Raw genomic sequence first — 15,768 nt, 5'->3', positions numbered from 1 at the left:
ATCAGGAGGGCACGGTCGCGGCCTTTTGATGCAAGCCGACGGGCTGGTCATGCCAGTTTGCCTCATTATCATCCAGCGCGCGCTGCGAGGATTCCGGCAGACGTGATCCGCCAATGAAGGCCAGCAATGCAATGGCGATCAGGTAAAACGCGGGCGCCAGAGAATGGTCGGTCAGCGTGATCAGCCACGTGGCAATCAGCGGCGCCGTACCTCCAAAGATGGTGTAGGCCACGTTGTAACAAAGGGCCGAGGCGGTGTAGCGCACGCGCGTCGGAAACTGCTCGGCCAGCAGCACGGCAGTCACCACCCCACACATGACGGCGCCAACGGCCAACAGCGAAGCGCCCAGCATGGCGGGCATCAGCTCGCCACTGCCGGCCAGATAGTAGGCCGGAAATACCGCCACCATCAGACACAGGCAGGCACCGCGGATGGTGTTCCGACGCCCGATGCGATCCGACAGTCGTCCTATCACCGGACACAATAGCCCCGAGAATACCAGCGCCCCCAGACTGGCCAGCAGTGCCGTGGTACGGGTGGCGTTACCCGTGACCTGCATGTAGGTCACCAGATAGGTCGTGAACATGTAAAACGACAGCGCCGTGGCGGAAATAAACGCACTGAGACACACAATGGTCGCGCCATGTGTCCTGACGGTTTCGTTAAGCGTGGCATGAGGTGTTTCAGGCGCCTTCTGCAGGGCCTTGAAGGCGGGTGATTCTTCCAGATGAAGCCGCATATACAGGCCGACCAGGCCCAGTGGTGCGGCGATCAAAAACGGAATGCGCCAACCCCAGGCCTGCATGGTGCCGTCCGACATGACCGTGCTCAACAGCAGGGTCAGCCCGGCGGCGCAGCCAAAGGCCATGAAGGTGGATACGGGGATCAGGCTGCCATAGCGCGCCTTCTGGTGTGTAGGCGCATGCTCCAGCACGTAGGTACAGGCCCCGGCATATTCGCCGCCGGCCGAAAATCCCTGAATGCAGCGTGCCAGTGCCAGCAGAAGTGGCGCGACGATGCCGATGGCGCCATAGGTGGGCAATACCCCGATCAGCGCGGTAGCCCCGGCCATCATCAGGATGGTAATGGCCAGTACACGCTTGCGCCCGATGCGATCACCGAGTTTGCCAAAGAAGAGCCCACCGATCGGGCGCAGGGCAAAGGAGACGGCAAATACGGCAAAGGTCTGCAGCAGGGCGAGTGCCGGCTCACCCGGTGGAAAGAAATGCTGGGCAATGATGATGGCGAGAAAGCCGTAGGTGGCAAAATCGAACCATTCAACGAAGTTACCAATTGCCGAGGCGACGATAACCTGATGCATCGCCTTGCGTCTTTCCGGCGACAGGGGTTCAGACAGGGGAGAGCGGGGGGAACCGCTGCTCGATAGGCTGGCGTCATTGTTATTGGACATGGTCGCTTTCCTGAACGAGTGATCAGCATACGAAGGATGCCTGCCTCGTCAGTTTGACATCAGCCGTACCCGCTCGCTCCCGCTAGAGCGCCACTCACGTTGTCAGGTACGACCTTTGGACACATCGTCTGTCTATCTTCCGGCCAGCAGCCCGATATATTCATGCAGGGCCCAGTAGCTGTTGCTCAGGGCGGTCATGTCCGGCGAAAAGCTGCGCGGGCCAAACCCTGCACGCGCCGTAAATCCGGTAGGGGCGGCGAGTACGGTAAGGCCTTCATTTTCAAAGGCGCGTTTGGCACGGGGCATGTGCCAGGCACTGGTCACCAGAATCACGGTGCCAATGTTGTCATCGCGCAGCATGCGGGCGCTATAGAGCGCGTTCTGCTCTGTATTGCGACTCTGAATTTCTCGCCACCGTGTTGGCAGACCAAAGCTGCTTTCAAAGCGAAACGCCATGAGATCGGCTTCAGGCGGATGATGTGTGCCGCGACGTCCGCCGCCGCCACTGATCAGCACCGGCAGGTCCGTCTCACGCTTGATGCGGGCCCCATCGGCCAGTCGCTGCATGGCCATGGGCGTGACGTCGTCAAAGTCATTGAGCTGGGGTTGTCCGAACAGACGCCCGCCGCTGAGAATGACGATGGCCTGGGCCTGCTTCCATTGCGTCTGTGTGGCGATGGGCACGGAGGTTTCCAGCGGGTCCATCAGCAGCGTGGCCACGCGTGAAGTGGACAGTGCCCAGAAAACCAGCACAACTGCGATGCCCAGTCGCCGCCCCCAGCGCCACACAACAACAAGGGCGAACAACAGCGCCACGATAATGATGCCCGGCGGCAGAAGATACATCTTTAAAAGCGTCAGCATGGTCAAAGTCTCTGCCAGGGTATCAAGTCATCAATGGGCGGTTTGATCGCGTCGGTGAGCGCGCAAGATACCACCGCACAGCAACATTAACAGTGCCAGGAGTAGCGCCGGCCAGCTTCCCGTGCGCGTAAAGGGTGTCAGGCCTTCCATCGGCTGGATGGTGCCATTGAGGACTGCTGGCTCAAAGCGCGGTGCCTGTCCCTGAAGTTGACCATCCGGCGTTACGATGGCGGTCATGCCGTTGTTGGTGGCCCTGAGCAGGTAACGATTGTTTTCCAGTGCCCTGAGCTGCGCCATCTGCATGTGCTGCAGCGGCCCGATGGAGTGGCCAAACCAGGTATCGTTGGAAATGGTCACCAGCGCATTGGCGTTCTCGGCACGCTGCCGCACCAGATCGGGATAGACGATTTCATAGCAGATGGCCACGCCCAGGTGCAGGCCATGGGCCTGCAGCGGCGGCTGGTCATCGCTGCCGGCGCCGATGTTGCCCATCGGGATGTTGAAGATTTTCAGCAGTCCGCCCAGCAGCGACTCCAGCGGCAGGTATTCGCCAAAGGGCACCAGGTGCGCCTTGCGGTACTGACCGGGCGTGTCCCCCAGCGCAATCATGCTGTTGTAAAACATGCCGGTTTGATCGCGCTGCATGATGCCGGTCATCAGCGTGCTGTCCGCCGGCAGGGTCGACTGCACGCGCTGCAAAAACGGCATGGCCTGCTGCTCCAGCATGGGCAGCGCCGTTTCCGGCCAGATGACAAGATCGCTGTCCAGCGCCTGCTGGCGGGTCAGGCTGAAATAGGTGTTGACCGCATCACGCTGGCCGTCGGGCGTCCACTTGCTCAGCTGTGCCAAATCACCCTGTACCAGCGACACGGTCACGTCATCACCGGCGGGTCGAGCCCATTGTGTGGGCAGTGCCAGCGGTATCAGCCACAGGGCTGCCAGCGGTGCCAGCAGCCACCAGCGTCGGGACAACAGGGTTCTGGCCAGCAACGCACCACTCAGTGCCACGACCAGCGAGACAAGATAGACGCCGCCCAGTGGCGCCAGACTGGCCAGAGGCGAGCTGACATGAGCACTGCCCAGAAAAAGCCAGGGAAAACCGGTAAAGGCCCAGCTGCGAAAGGCCTCGCTCAATGCCCAGGCGCCGGCAAAGGCCACAACATCCAGCCTTGATGCGGCGCCGAGGCGGTACAACAGTGCCGGCAGCATTACAAACAGTGCCATCGTGACGATAAAGAGCACCGTCAGCACAATGGCCAGCGGCCCACCGGTATTGCCATAGTCATGGATCGAGACATACACCCATGACGCACCACTGCCGAACATGCCAACGCCGAACAGCCAGCCGCGCCACAAGGCCTGGCGCATGTTGATGTGCTGGAGGGCGACATAAAGCGCCGCCAGTGCTACGGGGCCAAGTCCCCAGAGGTTAAAGGGCGCGAAGGTCAGTGTCGTGAGTGCGCCGGCCAGCAGGACCAGAAGCGAACTGACGCCGCGACGCTGTAGAAGGGAGACCATGCTGCATCCTGTGACAGAAAACGGGCAGGCGATCATGCCTGCCCGTTGCGGGGATCACAAGGCAGGGGCGTGTTCAAACCTGCCGCTATCCTGCATCAATGATCGGATCGGGAGACATCGTCGGTGAGAGCGCTGGTGTCGGTACGGGCCGCCTGAAGCCAGCGAATGCGACGGCTGTCGGCGTTCATGACCGTGAATCGCCAGTGTTCAAGTTCAGTGGACTCGTTGCGTGCCGGTAGATGACCGAAGCGCTGCATGACCAGACCGCCAACGGTGTCGAACTCTTCATCGGAAAAGGTGGTTTCAAAGCGCTCGTTAAAGTCATCAATGGGCGTGAGTGCCTTGACGGCGTAGGTACCGTTGCCCAGGTCACGAATATCGTCTTCCTCGTCGATATCGTGCTCATCCTCGATGTCACCGACGATCTGCTCGAGAATATCCTCAATGGTGATGATGCCGGCTGTACCGCCGTACTCATCGACCACAATGGCCATGTGGTTACGTGTGTCGCGAAACTCGCGCAGCAGATTGTTGAGCCGCTTGGATTCCGGAATGAACAGGGCAGGCCTTAACACTTCACGCAGTTTGAAGCGCTCGCGCTCCTCGCTGTCCTGAAGGATCAGCGGCAGCATGTCCTTGACCAGCAACACGCCCACGACTTCATCGAGATTGTCATCAATGACGGGGTAGCGGGAATGGGCGGTCTCGCGAATGATGGGCAGGCATTGATCGGGAGAGTGATCGGCCTGAATGGCCACGATCTGGGAGCGGGGCACCATGGCTTCACGTGCCTGCATGGTGCTGATATCAAAGGCCCCCTCGATGATGGTCAGACCATCCTGATCGAGGCTCAGTCGCGAAGAGGCTTCCTTGAGAAAGCTGATCAGCTCGTCGCGACTGCTGGGTTCTTCGTTATCGCCGGAAAAAGCGCCGATTATTCTGTCAAGCCAGGATCGGGATGGCTGACTTGCCGGTCGGTCATCGCTCATGCGTCGGTTCTCTTCTCCTCGGATACCTGATGGCCATCACGCCCCCCGAAATCTTCAGGGGCAACAGCATAGGGATCAGAAATGCCCAGCGTGGACAGGATGTCCCGCTCGAGCTGTTCCATGGCCTCGGCCTCATCGTCGTCGATGTGATCAAGACCCAATAGATGCAGCGTACCATGCACGATCATGTGGGCGAAGTGGTCCTCGACGCGCTTGTGCTGTTCAAGGGCTTCACGTTCTACCACATGAGGGCTGACCACCAGATCTCCCAGCAGCGGAAGAGGAATCTCCGGCGGGGCCTCGAAGGGGAAGGAGAGTACATTGGTCGATTTGTCGCGACCGCGATAGTCGTGATTGAGGCTCTGGCTCTCCTCTTCACTGGCAAAACGGACCGTCATCTCGCGCCGGATCTCACCCGGAAAATGCTCAAGCACCGTGGCAAACCAGTGCTCGAGTGCCATCTCTTCGGGAAGGGCGTCAAAGTCGACCGCCACCTGGCGGTCGACGTAGACAGCATCGCTCATGAGTGGCGATCCTCTTCGGATTCGTGCGCCTCATAGGCATCGATAATGCGCGCGACCAGAGGGTGGCGAACCACATCCCTGGACGCAAAGCGGGTCATGCTGATGCCGTTGATATCCTTGAGGACATTGAGCACGTGAATCAGGCCTGAATTCGTGCCGCGCGGCAGGTCCACCTGCGTAATGTCGCCGGTGATCACGGCAGTGGAACCAAAACCGATACGTGTCAGAAACATCTTCATCTGTTCGCGCGTGGTGTTCTGGCTCTCATCGAGAATGACAAAGGCATTATTGAGCGTGCGTCCGCGCATGTAAGCCAGCGGTGCGATCTCGATGACCTGCTTCTCGATCAGCTTGTTGACCTGTTCAAAGCCCAGCATTTCATAGAGCGCGTCATAAAGCGGGCGCAGATAGGGGTCGATCTTCTGGGCCAGATCCCCCGGCAGAAAGCCGAGCTTTTCACCCGCTTCAACAGCCGGGCGCACCAGAAGAATGCGACGCACGTCCTGCTGATTGAGCGCTTCAACGGCGGCGGCAACTGCCAGATAGGTCTTGCCGGTACCGGCAGGACCAATGCCGAAATTGATGTCGTGATTTCGGATGTGCTCAACGTATTGCTGCTGGTTCTGCCCGCGCGGTTTGATGACGGCACGCGGGGTGCGCAGGATGACACCCTCGCGTGGCATGTCGTCATCTTCATCCTCGGCAATCGATTCAAGTCCCGATTCCTGCAGATAAAGATGCACTGTTTCCGGCGACAGGGTCTGTGTCTGGGTCTCGCGATACAGATGTTCCAGCACGTTGGCGGTCGCCTTGACGCGGGCGGCATTGCCGGCCAGCTGAAACTCGTTGCCCCGATTGCGTACCGTGACTTCGAGACGCTGTTCAATCAGGTGAAGATGTTCATCCTGCTGACCGCTGAGATTGGCCAGTCGCATGGGATCATTGGGTTCCAGCGACAGCTGAAGAATACGGTGCGCGTTGGCAGTTTTCTGGGTCAATGTTGGGTCCGGTCGTTGCGTCGTTGAAAGGCAGCCTGAATCTGATTCTTTACGGGAACAATAGCACCAATTGCTCGATCGAAAAGAAAGAGACGCCATCGCATAAGCGTGTCTGCGATGGCGTGCCGGTCCGGGACAGGCGATATGGCATCAAGGGCGTGCCTGTCGAATCAGTATTTCCGGTCAGAGACCAGCTCACCCCGGAGAGAATTGGGGAAGGCTTCGACAATTTCAACATCGACGAAGTATCCAATCAGCTCGATCGGATTGGCCGCCCTGAAGTTGACCACGCGATTGTTTTCGGTCCGTCCTGAAAGCTCGCCGGGATCCTTCGGTGAAAAGCCCGAGACCAGAATGCGCTGTGTCGTGCCTACCATGCGCCGGGAGATGCCGATCGCATTCTGGGTGATGCGATCCTGAAGGATCTTCAAGCGCTGCTTCTTGACCAGCTCCGGGGTGTCGTCAGGCAGATCGGAAGCCGGCGTACCCGGGCGTTTGGAGTAGACAAACGAAAAGGAGTGATCAAAGCCGATGCGCTCGATCAGGTCCATCGTGTCCAGAAAGTCCTGCTCTGTTTCCCCGGGGAAGCCAATGATGAAATCCGACGAGAAGCTGATGTCCGGGCGCTTTTCACGAATGCGCTCCATCTTGGCGATATATTCCTCGCGGCCGTGACCACGCTTCATCGCCTTGAGGATGGTGTCCGAGCCCGACTGTACCGGCAGGTGCAGATGGCTCACCAGTTCCGGAATGTCGCCGAAGGCTTCGATCAGGCTGTCGGTAAACTCTACCGGATGCGAGGTCGTAAAGCGGATGCGATCAATGCCGTCCACGGCCGCCACGGCGGCGATCATTTCGGCCAGGTCGATCTCTTCACCGTTGTCATCAATGCCGCGATAGGCATTGACATTCTGGCCCAGCAGATTGATCTCGCGTACCCCCTGTTCGGCCAGGTGGACGACTTCATCGAGCACGTCCTCGAACGGCCGTGAAATCTCCTCGCCACGGGTATAGGGCACTACACAGAAGCTGCAGTACTTCGAGCAGCCTTCCATGATCGACACGAACGACGATGCGCCATCGGAAGTGGGGGCCGGCAGACGGTCGAACTTTTCGATTTCCGGGAAGGTGACATCCACCACCGAAATCAGATTTCCGCTTTCGTTACGATTGTCCATCATGTCCGGCAGGCGATGCAGGGTCTGCGGGCCGAACACCATGTCAACATGGGGCGCCCGCTTTTGAATGTTGTCGCCTTCCTGACTGGCCACGCAGCCGCCAACGCCAATCACCAGATTCGGGTTGGCCGCCTTGAGCTTTTTCCATCGGCCGAGCTGATGAAAGACCTTCTCCTGCGCCTTCTCGCGGATCGAGCAGGTGTTAAGCAGAATGACATCCGCCTCGTGTTCGTTGTCTGTCAGTTCAAGCTGATGGGATTCGCCCAGCAGGTCGGCCATGCGAGCCGAGTCGTACTCGTTCATCTGGCAGCCGTGGGTCTTGATGAAGAGTTTCTTCGTCATGGGCCTTGGGTACACATAAAAAGATGGGTGTCAGACGATGATGCAGCGATGACGGCACAAAATCTGCCGTGCCTTCGCCCTACCATCGAGAGAAGTGTCATGAATCGTCGCGCAGCGACATGGAATGGCGAAATTATACGCAAGCGCACAGGCACAGGCCAGCACGCGCTTGTGTAGTGAAAAATGGTCTTTGTGTATCAACACGTGAGCAGGCTCACGACAGGCGCCATTGGCGCAAAAGCCTATGATAGACTTTCGCGCTTGTTGTGGCCCCGAATGGGGCTGCAATGACCATCGGTCTGGCGCAATACAGTGAGGATTGAGCGTACATGGCGGCAAGGCCCCTTTATAGAATCAGTTTCCTGCAGCAGGGCGAGCTCTGGGAGCTTTACGCCCGCGATATCTTTCAAAGCGAGCTCTGGGGCTTTATCGAAGTCGAGGGTGTGGTGTTTGGCGATGACACGAAAGTGGTGGTCGACCCCGGTGCTGAAAAGCTGCGTCGCACGTTTGAAGGCGTCTCGCGCAGTTATCTGCCGATGAATGCCATTGTTCGAATCGATGAAGTCGAGCGTGAAGGCACACCAAGAGCCGTCAAGGCGGAAGGCAACGTCACCGCTTTTCCGGGGGCCATGCACTGGCCGCCTCGTGAAGAGTAAAGGCTCAGGCTGAACATTTTTTAAGCAAAATGGTGTCATGGCCTGTCTGCCGGGCGCTTTGTGCGTCATGTGATCAGGTTGTCCCGTAGGTTATCCACAGAAACTGTGGATGAGCGGCCGCCCTGGAGATCAGGTGCGACCGTCTCGGGCATCAGGGACAACCCTTCGGGGTTCAGGTAATGGTTACGCCCGGCTCAGACATCATGATGTGAATACAATTTTGACGAACCAATGACTCCACCATGAAAACAATTGGAAAACTCTGCGTCGGTATTTTACTGGGTGTCGGTATCAGCACCGCCCACGCCGAAGAAGCCCGCTGGGTCAGTGATTCGATATCGACCTATGTTCGAAGTGGCCCGACTGACAGCTATCGCATCGTGGGGACGGTAGATGCCGGCCAGCGTGTGACACTGCTCGAATCCCAGGGCGACTACAGTCGCATTCGCACTGAAAGCGGTGACAGCGTCTGGATTCCCAGCGATGACCTGCAGTCAGAGCAGAGCGTTCAGGAAAAGATGCCGGAAATGCAGCAGCGCGTGCAGACCCTGACACAGCGCCTGGAAGGCATCGACGATGAGTGGAACCAGCGCGTCGCCGACATGAAGACCGCGCTGCAAAGCAGCCAGTCACGGGTCAACGAGCTGCAGACCAGTAATGACGATCTCAATGCCCAGCTTACCCAGGCGCAGTCCAAAATGCGTGAGTATCAGGCAAAGCTGGATACCGAGCGCGAGGATCTGTTGATGCGCTACTTCGTCTATGGCGGCAGCGTTGCCGGTGGCGGCCTGATTCTGGGTCTGCTTGTGCCGCATCTGCCAAGACGGCGTAAAAAGCGCGATCGCTGGTTCTGATCGTGTCGTCCTCTTCTGAACAGGGCAACCAGCAGTGGTTCGAGCGCTGGCGGGAAGGGCGCATCGGCTTTCACAGCGACAGCGTCCAGCCCCTGCTGGCGCGCCACTGGCAGAGTCTGGCCGTGGCACCCGGGGCGCGCGTGCTGCTGCCGCTATGCGGCAAAAGCGGTGATATTGGCTGGCTGGCACGACAGGGCCATCCCGTTCTCGGCGTCGAGCTGGTGGAGGAGGCCGTCAGAGGCTGGTTCGAGGCGCAGGAGGAGGCGTTGCCACCGGCCGCGCCACGCACGAATTTCGATCGTTTCGACAGTTGTGCACGACCCGGTCGCGCCGCCGTAACGTTCGATGTGGGCAACTTCTTCCATCTGGAAGCCGGCCTGAGTGATGAGATCGATGCCTTTTATGATCGGGCCGCGCTGATTGCCCTGCCGGAAGCTGCCCGTCAGCGCTACGCGCTTAAACTGGCCGAGCTGTGCCGGCCTGGCGTAGAGGGGCTGCTGATCTCCGTGGTGCGTGATGAGCGACCTGATGAAGGTCCGCCTTATGTGGTGACCGACGAAGAGATGCAGCGCCTTTTTGCTGCCAACTTCGTGCTGGAAAAACTGGGTGAGCAGCGTGACGAACGCGGCATGACCGATATCGTCTGGCGCATGCAGCGCAAGGCGCCCCTGTCATGCTGACAGGCCGAAGCTATTGAGCAAAGGGTGGCAGGCGATGTGGCCTGCCATCCATGCCTTCCGCCGGTCAGGCCATTTCAGGCGCGAACTGGTGCCAGCGCGAAGGTACCACGTAGAAGCGGTCGCCGCGCTGAGGCTGCAGGCGATCAAAGTCGTGGTGGGTGATGCTGGCAAGCCAGGGAGTGTCCATCCAGTCTGCCGTCAGCTCGACACGAACGTCACTGCCCACCGGGGAAACCGCATCTACCCTGACCGGCAGGTGCGCGCGCTCGTCCGGCGCCGTGGTCAGCATCAGCTCATGCGGGCGCAACAGCACCTCGTTGGGGGCGATGTCCGAGCGCGCCATGGCAATCCAGGCCTCCCCCTGCTGTAGCCGCCCATTCTGGTGATCGCCGCCAAAGCGGTTGGTCTCCCCCAGAAACGAAAATACAAAGCGATTGGCCGGAGCCCGGTAGAGTGCCTGTGGTGTGTCGATCTGTTCGATGCGACCGTTGCTCATGACCACCACACGATCTGAAAGCTCCAGCGCCTCTTCCTGATCGTGGGTCACAAATACGCTGGTAAAACCAAATTCTTCGTGTAGATGCCTGAGCCAGCGACGCAGCTCCAGTCGCACCCTGGCATCCAGCGCGCCGAAAGGTTCATCCAGCAACAGCACTTCGGGTTCGACGGCCAGCGCCCGAGCGAGTGCGACCCGCTGCTGCTGGCCGCCGGAAAGCTGAGCCGGCAGCCGTTTGGACAGTTCATCGAGGCGTACGCGCTCGAGCAGGTGCTGTACCCGGTCACGAATGTCGGCATTGGAAGGACGCTCGCCGGCCGGTCGCGCCCGCAGGCCAAAGGCCACGTTTTCAAACACGCTCATGTGACGAAAAAGCGCGTAATGCTGAAAGACAAACCCCACCCGGCGCTTTCGGACGTGGACCCGGGTCACATCGCGATCACCAAAATGGATCGAGCCGCTGTCCGGTGCTTCAAGACCTGCAATGATGCGCAAAAGCGTGGTCTTGCCCGAGCCCGATGGCCCCAGCAGTCCTACCATCTCTCCCTTTTTGATCTCCAGCGACAACGGGTGCAGCGCCGTTGTACTGCCAAAGCGTCTGGAGACATCGCTTACGGTAATGCTCATGCTGTTTTCTCCCGACGATGGGTATGCCACTCAAGTACGGCCTTGATCATCAGGGTCACGATGGCAAGGGCTGCCAACAGCGCGGCACTGGTGAAGGCACCCACCGTGTTGTAATCCTGATACAAAAGCTCGACCTGTAGCGGCAGGTTGATGGTCTCGCCGCGAATGCTGCCTGAAACAACGGATACGGCGCCGAACTCGCCGATGGCGCGGGCGTTGGTCAGGATGACGCCATAGACCAGTGCCCAGCGGATGTTGGGCAGGGTGATGCGTCGAAACAGTGTCCAGCCCCCTGCGCCCAGCGTCACGCCGGCTTCTTCCTCGGCGCTGCCCTGGGCCTGCATCAGCGGAATCAGCTCCCGTGCCACGAACGGGCAGGTGACAAACACGGTCACCAGCACCATGCCGGGCCAGGAAAACATCAGTTGTACGTCCTGCTCGGAAAGAAGGCTGCCCAGCCAGCCGGTGCGGCCGTACAGCAGCAGATAGAGCAGGCCGGCCACGACCGGTGAGACGGCAAAGGGAATATCGATCAGTGTCTGCAGAATGCGCCGACCGGGAAAGGCAAAGCGGGTCACCAGCCAGGCCAGAAAGATGCCGAAAATCAGATTGACCGGTACGGTCAACAGCGCGATCAGCAGCGTCAGGCCGATCGCCTCGCGGGTAAAGGTACTGGTCAGGTTCTGCCAGAACGGCGCCATGCCTTCGGCAAAGGCCTGATAGAAAATGCCGGCCAGCGGGATGACCAGAAACAGCGTGGTCAGTATCACGGCCAGCGCAATCAGCCCGATACGTGTGGCAGCGCCATCGCCAATGCGCTTCATGTCAGTGCCTCCCGCCATGCAGGCGGCGATAGAAACGTCCCTGCCAGAGATTGATGGCCAACAGCAGCAGCAGCGATACCAGCATCACCAGTGAGGCGATGGCCGCGGCGCCGGCGTAGTCATACTCCTCCAGGCGTGTGGCCATCATCAGGGAGACCACTTCAGTGCGGTAGGGCATGTTGCCGGCAATGAAGATGACCGCGCCGAACTCACCCAGTGATCGGGCGAACGAGAGTCCGGTGCCGGTGACCACCGCCGGCCAGATATGCGGCAGGATGACCCGGCGGAAGGCGTACAGATTGCTGGCCCCCAGCGTCAGCGCGGCCTCATCGGCCTGACCTGGCAGATCCTCGAGCACCGGCTGCACGGTGCGCACGACAAAGGGCACGCTGGTAAAGGCCATGGCGAGTGCTATACCCAGCCAGGTATAGGCGACCTCGATGCCCAGCGGCTCGAGCAGGCTACCCATGGCACCATTGCGCGAATAAAGGGTGGCCAGTGTGATACCGGCCACCGCCGTGGGCAGGGCAAAGGGTAGGTCCATCAAGGCATCGAGGATGCGCTTGCCCGGGAACGTGTAGCGCGCCAGCACCCAGGCCATCAACAGCCCGAACAGGGCATTGAAAAGCGAGGCGGCCAGAGCGGCCAGCAGTGTCACCTTATAGCTTGCGATCAGGCGCGGGTCGGTAATGGCGGCCCAGTACTGTGACCATGACAGTGTCGACAGCTGGCCGATGAGGCTGGTCATCGGCAGCAGCAGGATCAAAGACACGAACAGCAGGGTCACGCCGAGCGAGAGCGAAAAGCCGGGCAGAACCCGGGCAGTACGGGCGCTCATTAACGTCGCTGCAGCTGGTCGAGTTCACCGCCACTGGCAAAATGTGTCTGCATCACATTTCCCCAGCTGCCGAAAGCGTCCTCGATGCGCAGCAGCGTGGTCTGGGGGAAGCGCTCGGCAAACTCGTCGCTGATCTCGTCATCGTTGACGCGGTAGTAGTACTGCGCCAGCGTACGCTGTGCTTCAGGCGAGTAGAGATACTCCAGATAGCCCCTGACCAGATCCTCGGTGCCGTTGCGCTCGACATTCCTGTCCACCCAGGTGACCGGGAATTCGGCCATGATATCCACTGGCGGCACCACCACCTCGTAGTCGTCCGTGCCGTACTGGTTGCGAATATTGTTGGCTTCCGACTCGAACGTGATCAGCACATCGCCGATGCCACGCTCGGCAAAGGTGGTCGTGGCGCCACGGCCGCCGGTATCAAAGACCTCGACATTGCCCAGCATCTTCTTCATGTAGTCACGGGTAGCGGCCTCATCATCGCCATTGTCGTGATTGCTCGCCGCCCAGGCGGCCAGATAGGTATAGCGCCCGTTGCCGGAGGTCTTGGGGTTGGGGAAGACCAGCGCCACGTCATCACCGGCCAGATCCGCCCAGTCGTGGATATTTTTCGGATTTCCCTTTCTGACCAGAAAGGCCATGGTCGAGTAGTAGGGCGAGCTGTAGTTGGGCAGGCGCGACTGCCAGTCGGCGGGGATCAACTCTCCCTTCTGGGCCAGAACGTCGACGTCGGTGACCTGATTGAAGGTCACGACATCGGCGCGCAGCCCCTGCAGGATGGCGCGGGCCTGGGTCGAGGAGCCGGCATGGGTCTGCTTGATCTCGACCGACTCACCGTGTTCTTTCTGCCACTGCTCGATGAACTGCGGATTGAGCTCGGCAAAGAGCTCGCGCGCGATATCGTAGGAGGCGTTGAGCAGTTCGCGGTCGGCACTGAAGGCCTGTGTGCTGCCAAGCGCCATGCTCAGCGCGGCGGTAGCAATCACGCGACGTAAAAGGGTCGAGCGTACGGACATATCGTGTTCCCCGGCATCTGATCGGCAGGTTTTTTTATCGATAGGATGCTTTGACGGCACATCCTTGAAGGAAGGCTAAACAAAACTCGTGGGAATGACAATCAGACCAGTTATGCCATTTTGTTCTTTAAGCCTGAGCTATGGATCGATTTGGAATTGATCGAGAGAAAGCGCCAGGCGCTTTCTCTCTTGATCCGCTAAAGGCCGATGGCCGAGGAGGTTTCCCGACGCGGATCGGCGCCGCCCTGAAAGCCGTCCCTGTTGATCAGAATCGACTGGCTGGCGCCCATGGCCGATTTCCGGACCACGTGATGACCCATGCCTTCCAGAAGGCGGAGGGTGTCCGGACTGAAGCCGTCTTCGACGCGGACCTCGTCGGGGAGCCACTGATCATGAAAGCGCGGGGCGCTGACGGCCGACTGAACGTTCATGCCGTGATCGATCACGTTACTGATCACCTCAAGCGTGGTGGTGATGATGCGGGAGCCACCGGGGCTGCCGGTGATCAGGAGGTTTTTGCCATCACGTTTGACGATGGTTGGCGTCATGGAGGAGAGCATCCGCTTGCCGGGCGCCACGGCGTTGGCCTCGCCACCGATCAGGCCAAAGGCGTTGGGTACGCCGGCCTTGGCCGAGAAGTCATCCATTTCGTTGTTGAGCAAAAAGCCCGCCTCGGGTACGGCGATGCCGGAGCCGTAACTGAAATTGAGCGTATAGGTGTTGGAAACGGCCAGCCCCGAGTCGTCGGCGACCGAGTAGTGTGTGGTTTCGTTGGACTCGTAAGGTGTGAGGTTGCCCGGGCCGATGGCATCCGAGGGCGTTGCCCGATCCGGGGAGATCTGTGCGCGAAGCTCGCGGGCGTAGGCCTTTGAGGTCAGTGCCTCGACCGGAACGTCAAAGAAATCAGGATCGCCCAGGTATTTCGAGCGATCGGCATAGGCGCGGCGCATGGCCTCACTCATCAGGTGCATGGTGGCAGCCGAGCCATGCCCCATGGCCGTCAGGTCATCGTTTTCCAGCATGTTCAGAATCTGCACGATGTGAACGCCGCCGGAGGAGGGTGGTGCCATCGCATAGATGTCGTAGCCTCGATAAGTGCCGTGAACCGGCGCCCGCTCGACGGCCCGGTACCCCTTGAGATCTTCCCGGGTCATGATGCCGTCGTGAGCCTTGATGGTGTCGATCAGATGATCGGCGGTCTCGCCCTCATAAAACTCGCGCGGCCCGTTTTGAGCAATACGGGTCAGCGTGGCCGCCAGTTCGGGCTGTCGAAAGACCTCACCGGCGTGCCAGTCGCTGCCATCGGCCTTGTAGAACAACCGGCGTGTGCCGTCGTTTTTTTCAAGCTGCTCGCGGCTGCCGTTGAGACCATCGGCAAAACGCGGCGGAATGGCAAAACCATCGCGTGCCAGGCGAATGGCGGGCGCCATGACCCGGTCAAGCGACATGGAACCGTAACGCTCAAGCGCCATTGCCATGCCGGCGACCGTGCCGGGCACTCCTGAAGCGTTGGCCGAAAAGCGCGAGGCTTTCTCGATCACGTTGCCCTGGTCATCCTGAAACATGGTTTCGAAGGCTCCGGCTGGGGCAGTCTCCCGATAGTCGATCGAGGTCACGTGATCGCTTTTCTCATCGGAGATCACCATGAAGCCGCCACCGCCGATATTACCCGAGCGCGGCTGCACTACGGCGAGCGCAAAGCCGATCGCAACTGCGGCGTCTACGGCGTTGCCGCCTTCCCGCAGAATATCGCGCCCGGCCTGGCTTGCCAGCGTATGGCTGGTCACGACCATGGCGTGCTGGCCGGGTTGGGGATGAAAGCGCTCGCCTTCTATAATCGGGGGCTGAGCGGTGGCTACCAGTGAGGGCAGCATCAGGAGCAGACACAACAGACACGCCAGCATGGGTGATGTCCGGGCAGGCATTTAAATTCCCCTTTGATTTTATTGG

The 15,768-nt window shown here is 59.8% G+C and carries 15 protein-coding genes; 3 read left to right on the top strand and 12 right to left on the bottom strand.

The window, feature by feature from the left end; genetic code table 11:
* Nucleotide 1: 1 nt before the first annotated feature.
* The 7 genes from Q0931_RS10245 to miaB form a co-directional block, all read right to left on the bottom strand.
* The gene (locus Q0931_RS10245; RefSeq protein WP_299259883.1) at nucleotides 2-1,411 is read right to left on the bottom strand and encodes an MFS transporter; all 1,410 of its coding nucleotides are present in this window, start codon (nucleotides 1,409-1,411) and stop codon (nucleotides 2-4) included.
* A gap of 132 nt (nucleotides 1,412-1,543) precedes the next feature.
* A complete protein-coding gene (locus Q0931_RS10240) occupies nucleotides 1,544-2,275 on the bottom strand; it encodes a YdcF family protein (protein ID WP_299259881.1) in 732 nt (243 codons plus the stop codon).
* A gap of 30 nt (nucleotides 2,276-2,305) precedes the next feature.
* Nucleotides 2,306-3,793 carry an apolipoprotein N-acyltransferase gene (lnt, locus tag Q0931_RS10235; RefSeq protein ID WP_299259879.1) on the bottom strand — a complete coding sequence of 496 codons (1,488 nt, stop codon included), beginning with the start codon at nucleotides 3,791-3,793 and terminating at the stop codon, nucleotides 2,306-2,308.
* A 95-nt stretch (nucleotides 3,794-3,888) separates the two neighbouring features.
* A complete protein-coding gene (locus Q0931_RS10230) occupies nucleotides 3,889-4,782 on the bottom strand; it encodes a transporter associated domain-containing protein (protein ID WP_299259877.1) in 894 nt (297 codons plus the stop codon).
* Entirely contained in the window at nucleotides 4,779-5,306 is a 528-nt protein-coding gene (gene ybeY, locus Q0931_RS10225) for an rRNA maturation RNase YbeY (RefSeq protein WP_299259875.1), read from the bottom strand. The genes Q0931_RS10230 and ybeY overlap by 4 nt, the downstream gene beginning before the upstream one ends.
* Nucleotides 5,303-6,304, bottom strand: coding sequence for a PhoH family protein (locus Q0931_RS10220; RefSeq protein ID WP_299259873.1), 1,002 nt, complete (start codon nucleotides 6,302-6,304; stop codon nucleotides 5,303-5,305). The genes ybeY and Q0931_RS10220 overlap by 4 nt, the downstream gene beginning before the upstream one ends.
* Nucleotides 6,305-6,474: 170 nt before the next feature.
* On the bottom strand, nucleotides 6,475-7,824 hold the full coding sequence (gene miaB, locus Q0931_RS10215) for a tRNA (N6-isopentenyl adenosine(37)-C2)-methylthiotransferase MiaB (RefSeq protein WP_299259871.1): 1,350 nt from the start codon (nucleotides 7,822-7,824) through the stop codon (nucleotides 6,475-6,477).
* Between the two features lie 329 nt (nucleotides 7,825-8,153).
* On the opposite strand from miaB, the gene Q0931_RS10210 reads away from it, so the two are divergent.
* From Q0931_RS10210 to Q0931_RS10200, 3 genes are all read left to right on the top strand, one after another.
* Nucleotides 8,154-8,480, top strand: a complete 327-nt coding sequence (locus Q0931_RS10210) for a DUF1820 family protein (RefSeq protein WP_086620260.1) — start codon at nucleotides 8,154-8,156, stop codon at nucleotides 8,478-8,480.
* A 242-nt stretch (nucleotides 8,481-8,722) separates the two neighbouring features.
* Nucleotides 8,723-9,334, top strand: coding sequence for a TIGR04211 family SH3 domain-containing protein (locus tag Q0931_RS10205; protein WP_299259866.1), 612 nt, complete (start codon nucleotides 8,723-8,725; stop codon nucleotides 9,332-9,334).
* A gap of 2 nt (nucleotides 9,335-9,336) precedes the next feature.
* Nucleotides 9,337-10,014 carry a thiopurine S-methyltransferase gene (locus Q0931_RS10200; protein WP_299259864.1) on the top strand — a complete coding sequence of 226 codons (678 nt, stop codon included), beginning with the start codon at nucleotides 9,337-9,339 and terminating at the stop codon, nucleotides 10,012-10,014.
* A 64-nt stretch (nucleotides 10,015-10,078) separates the two neighbouring features.
* Here Q0931_RS10200 and Q0931_RS10195 read toward each other — a convergent pair whose 3' ends face one another.
* The 5 genes from Q0931_RS10195 to ggt all read right to left on the bottom strand — a co-directional run bounded on the left by Q0931_RS10195 (nucleotide 10,079) and on the right by ggt (nucleotide 15,743).
* On the bottom strand, nucleotides 10,079-11,137 hold the full coding sequence (locus Q0931_RS10195; RefSeq protein ID WP_299259862.1) for a TOBE-like domain-containing protein: 1,059 nt from the start codon (nucleotides 11,135-11,137) through the stop codon (nucleotides 10,079-10,081).
* Entirely contained in the window at nucleotides 11,134-11,961 is an 828-nt protein-coding gene (gene cysW / locus Q0931_RS10190; RefSeq protein WP_299259860.1) for a sulfate ABC transporter permease subunit CysW, read from the bottom strand. The genes Q0931_RS10195 and cysW overlap by 4 nt, the downstream gene beginning before the upstream one ends.
* Nucleotide 11,962: 1 nt before the next feature.
* Complete coding sequence (gene cysT, locus Q0931_RS10185) at nucleotides 11,963-12,799, bottom strand: sulfate ABC transporter permease subunit CysT (protein WP_299259858.1); 837 nt, start codon at nucleotides 12,797-12,799, stop codon at nucleotides 11,963-11,965.
* Entirely contained in the window at nucleotides 12,799-13,818 is a 1,020-nt protein-coding gene (cysP, locus tag Q0931_RS10180; protein WP_299259856.1) for a thiosulfate ABC transporter substrate-binding protein CysP, read from the bottom strand. Before cysP ends, cysT begins: the two co-directional genes overlap by 1 nt.
* 197 nt (nucleotides 13,819-14,015) lie before the next feature.
* A complete protein-coding gene (gene ggt, locus Q0931_RS10175; protein ID WP_299259854.1) occupies nucleotides 14,016-15,743 on the bottom strand; it encodes a gamma-glutamyltransferase in 1,728 nt (575 codons plus the stop codon).
* Between the last annotated feature and the right edge of the window lie 25 nt (nucleotides 15,744-15,768).

Origin of the sequence: uncultured Kushneria sp., from assembly GCF_947497025.1 — a bacterium.
In the GTDB taxonomy this organism is placed as follows: Bacteria; Pseudomonadota; Gammaproteobacteria; order Pseudomonadales; family Halomonadaceae; genus Kushneria.
This window is presented reverse-complemented; position numbering and strand designations above follow the sequence as displayed.

What these genes read in the sequence shown, in the direction of transcription:
- ybeY (WP_299259875.1), bottom strand. Translation starts at nt 5,306, where the DNA reads ATGAGCGATGCTGTCTACGTCGACCGCCAGGTGGCGGTCGACTTTGAC.
- cysT (WP_299259858.1), bottom strand. Translation starts at nt 12,799, where the DNA reads ATGAGCGCCCGTACTGCCCGGGTTCTGCCCGGCTTTTCGCTCTCGCTC.
- Q0931_RS10195 (WP_299259862.1), bottom strand. Translation starts at nt 11,137, where the DNA reads ATGAGCATTACCGTAAGCGATGTCTCCAGACGCTTTGGCAGTACAACG.
- cysW (WP_299259860.1), bottom strand. Translation starts at nt 11,961, where the DNA reads ATGAAGCGCATTGGCGATGGCGCTGCCACACGTATCGGGCTGATTGCG.
- Q0931_RS10205 (WP_299259866.1), top strand. Translation starts at nt 8,723, where the DNA reads ATGAAAACAATTGGAAAACTCTGCGTCGGTATTTTACTGGGTGTCGGT.
- ggt (WP_299259854.1), bottom strand. Translation starts at nt 15,743, where the DNA reads ATGCCTGCCCGGACATCACCCATGCTGGCGTGTCTGTTGTGTCTGCTC.
- Q0931_RS10245 (WP_299259883.1), bottom strand. Translation starts at nt 1,411, where the DNA reads ATGTCCAATAACAATGACGCCAGCCTATCGAGCAGCGGTTCCCCCCGC.
- miaB (WP_299259871.1), bottom strand. Translation starts at nt 7,824, where the DNA reads ATGACGAAGAAACTCTTCATCAAGACCCACGGCTGCCAGATGAACGAG.
- cysP (WP_299259856.1), bottom strand. Translation starts at nt 13,818, where the DNA reads ATGTCCGTACGCTCGACCCTTTTACGTCGCGTGATTGCTACCGCCGCG.
- Q0931_RS10230 (WP_299259877.1), bottom strand. Translation starts at nt 4,782, where the DNA reads ATGAGCGATGACCGACCGGCAAGTCAGCCATCCCGATCCTGGCTTGAC.
- lnt (WP_299259879.1), bottom strand. Translation starts at nt 3,793, where the DNA reads ATGGTCTCCCTTCTACAGCGTCGCGGCGTCAGTTCGCTTCTGGTCCTG.
- Q0931_RS10210 (WP_086620260.1), top strand. Translation starts at nt 8,154, where the DNA reads ATGGCGGCAAGGCCCCTTTATAGAATCAGTTTCCTGCAGCAGGGCGAG.
- Q0931_RS10240 (WP_299259881.1), bottom strand. Translation starts at nt 2,275, where the DNA reads ATGCTGACGCTTTTAAAGATGTATCTTCTGCCGCCGGGCATCATTATC.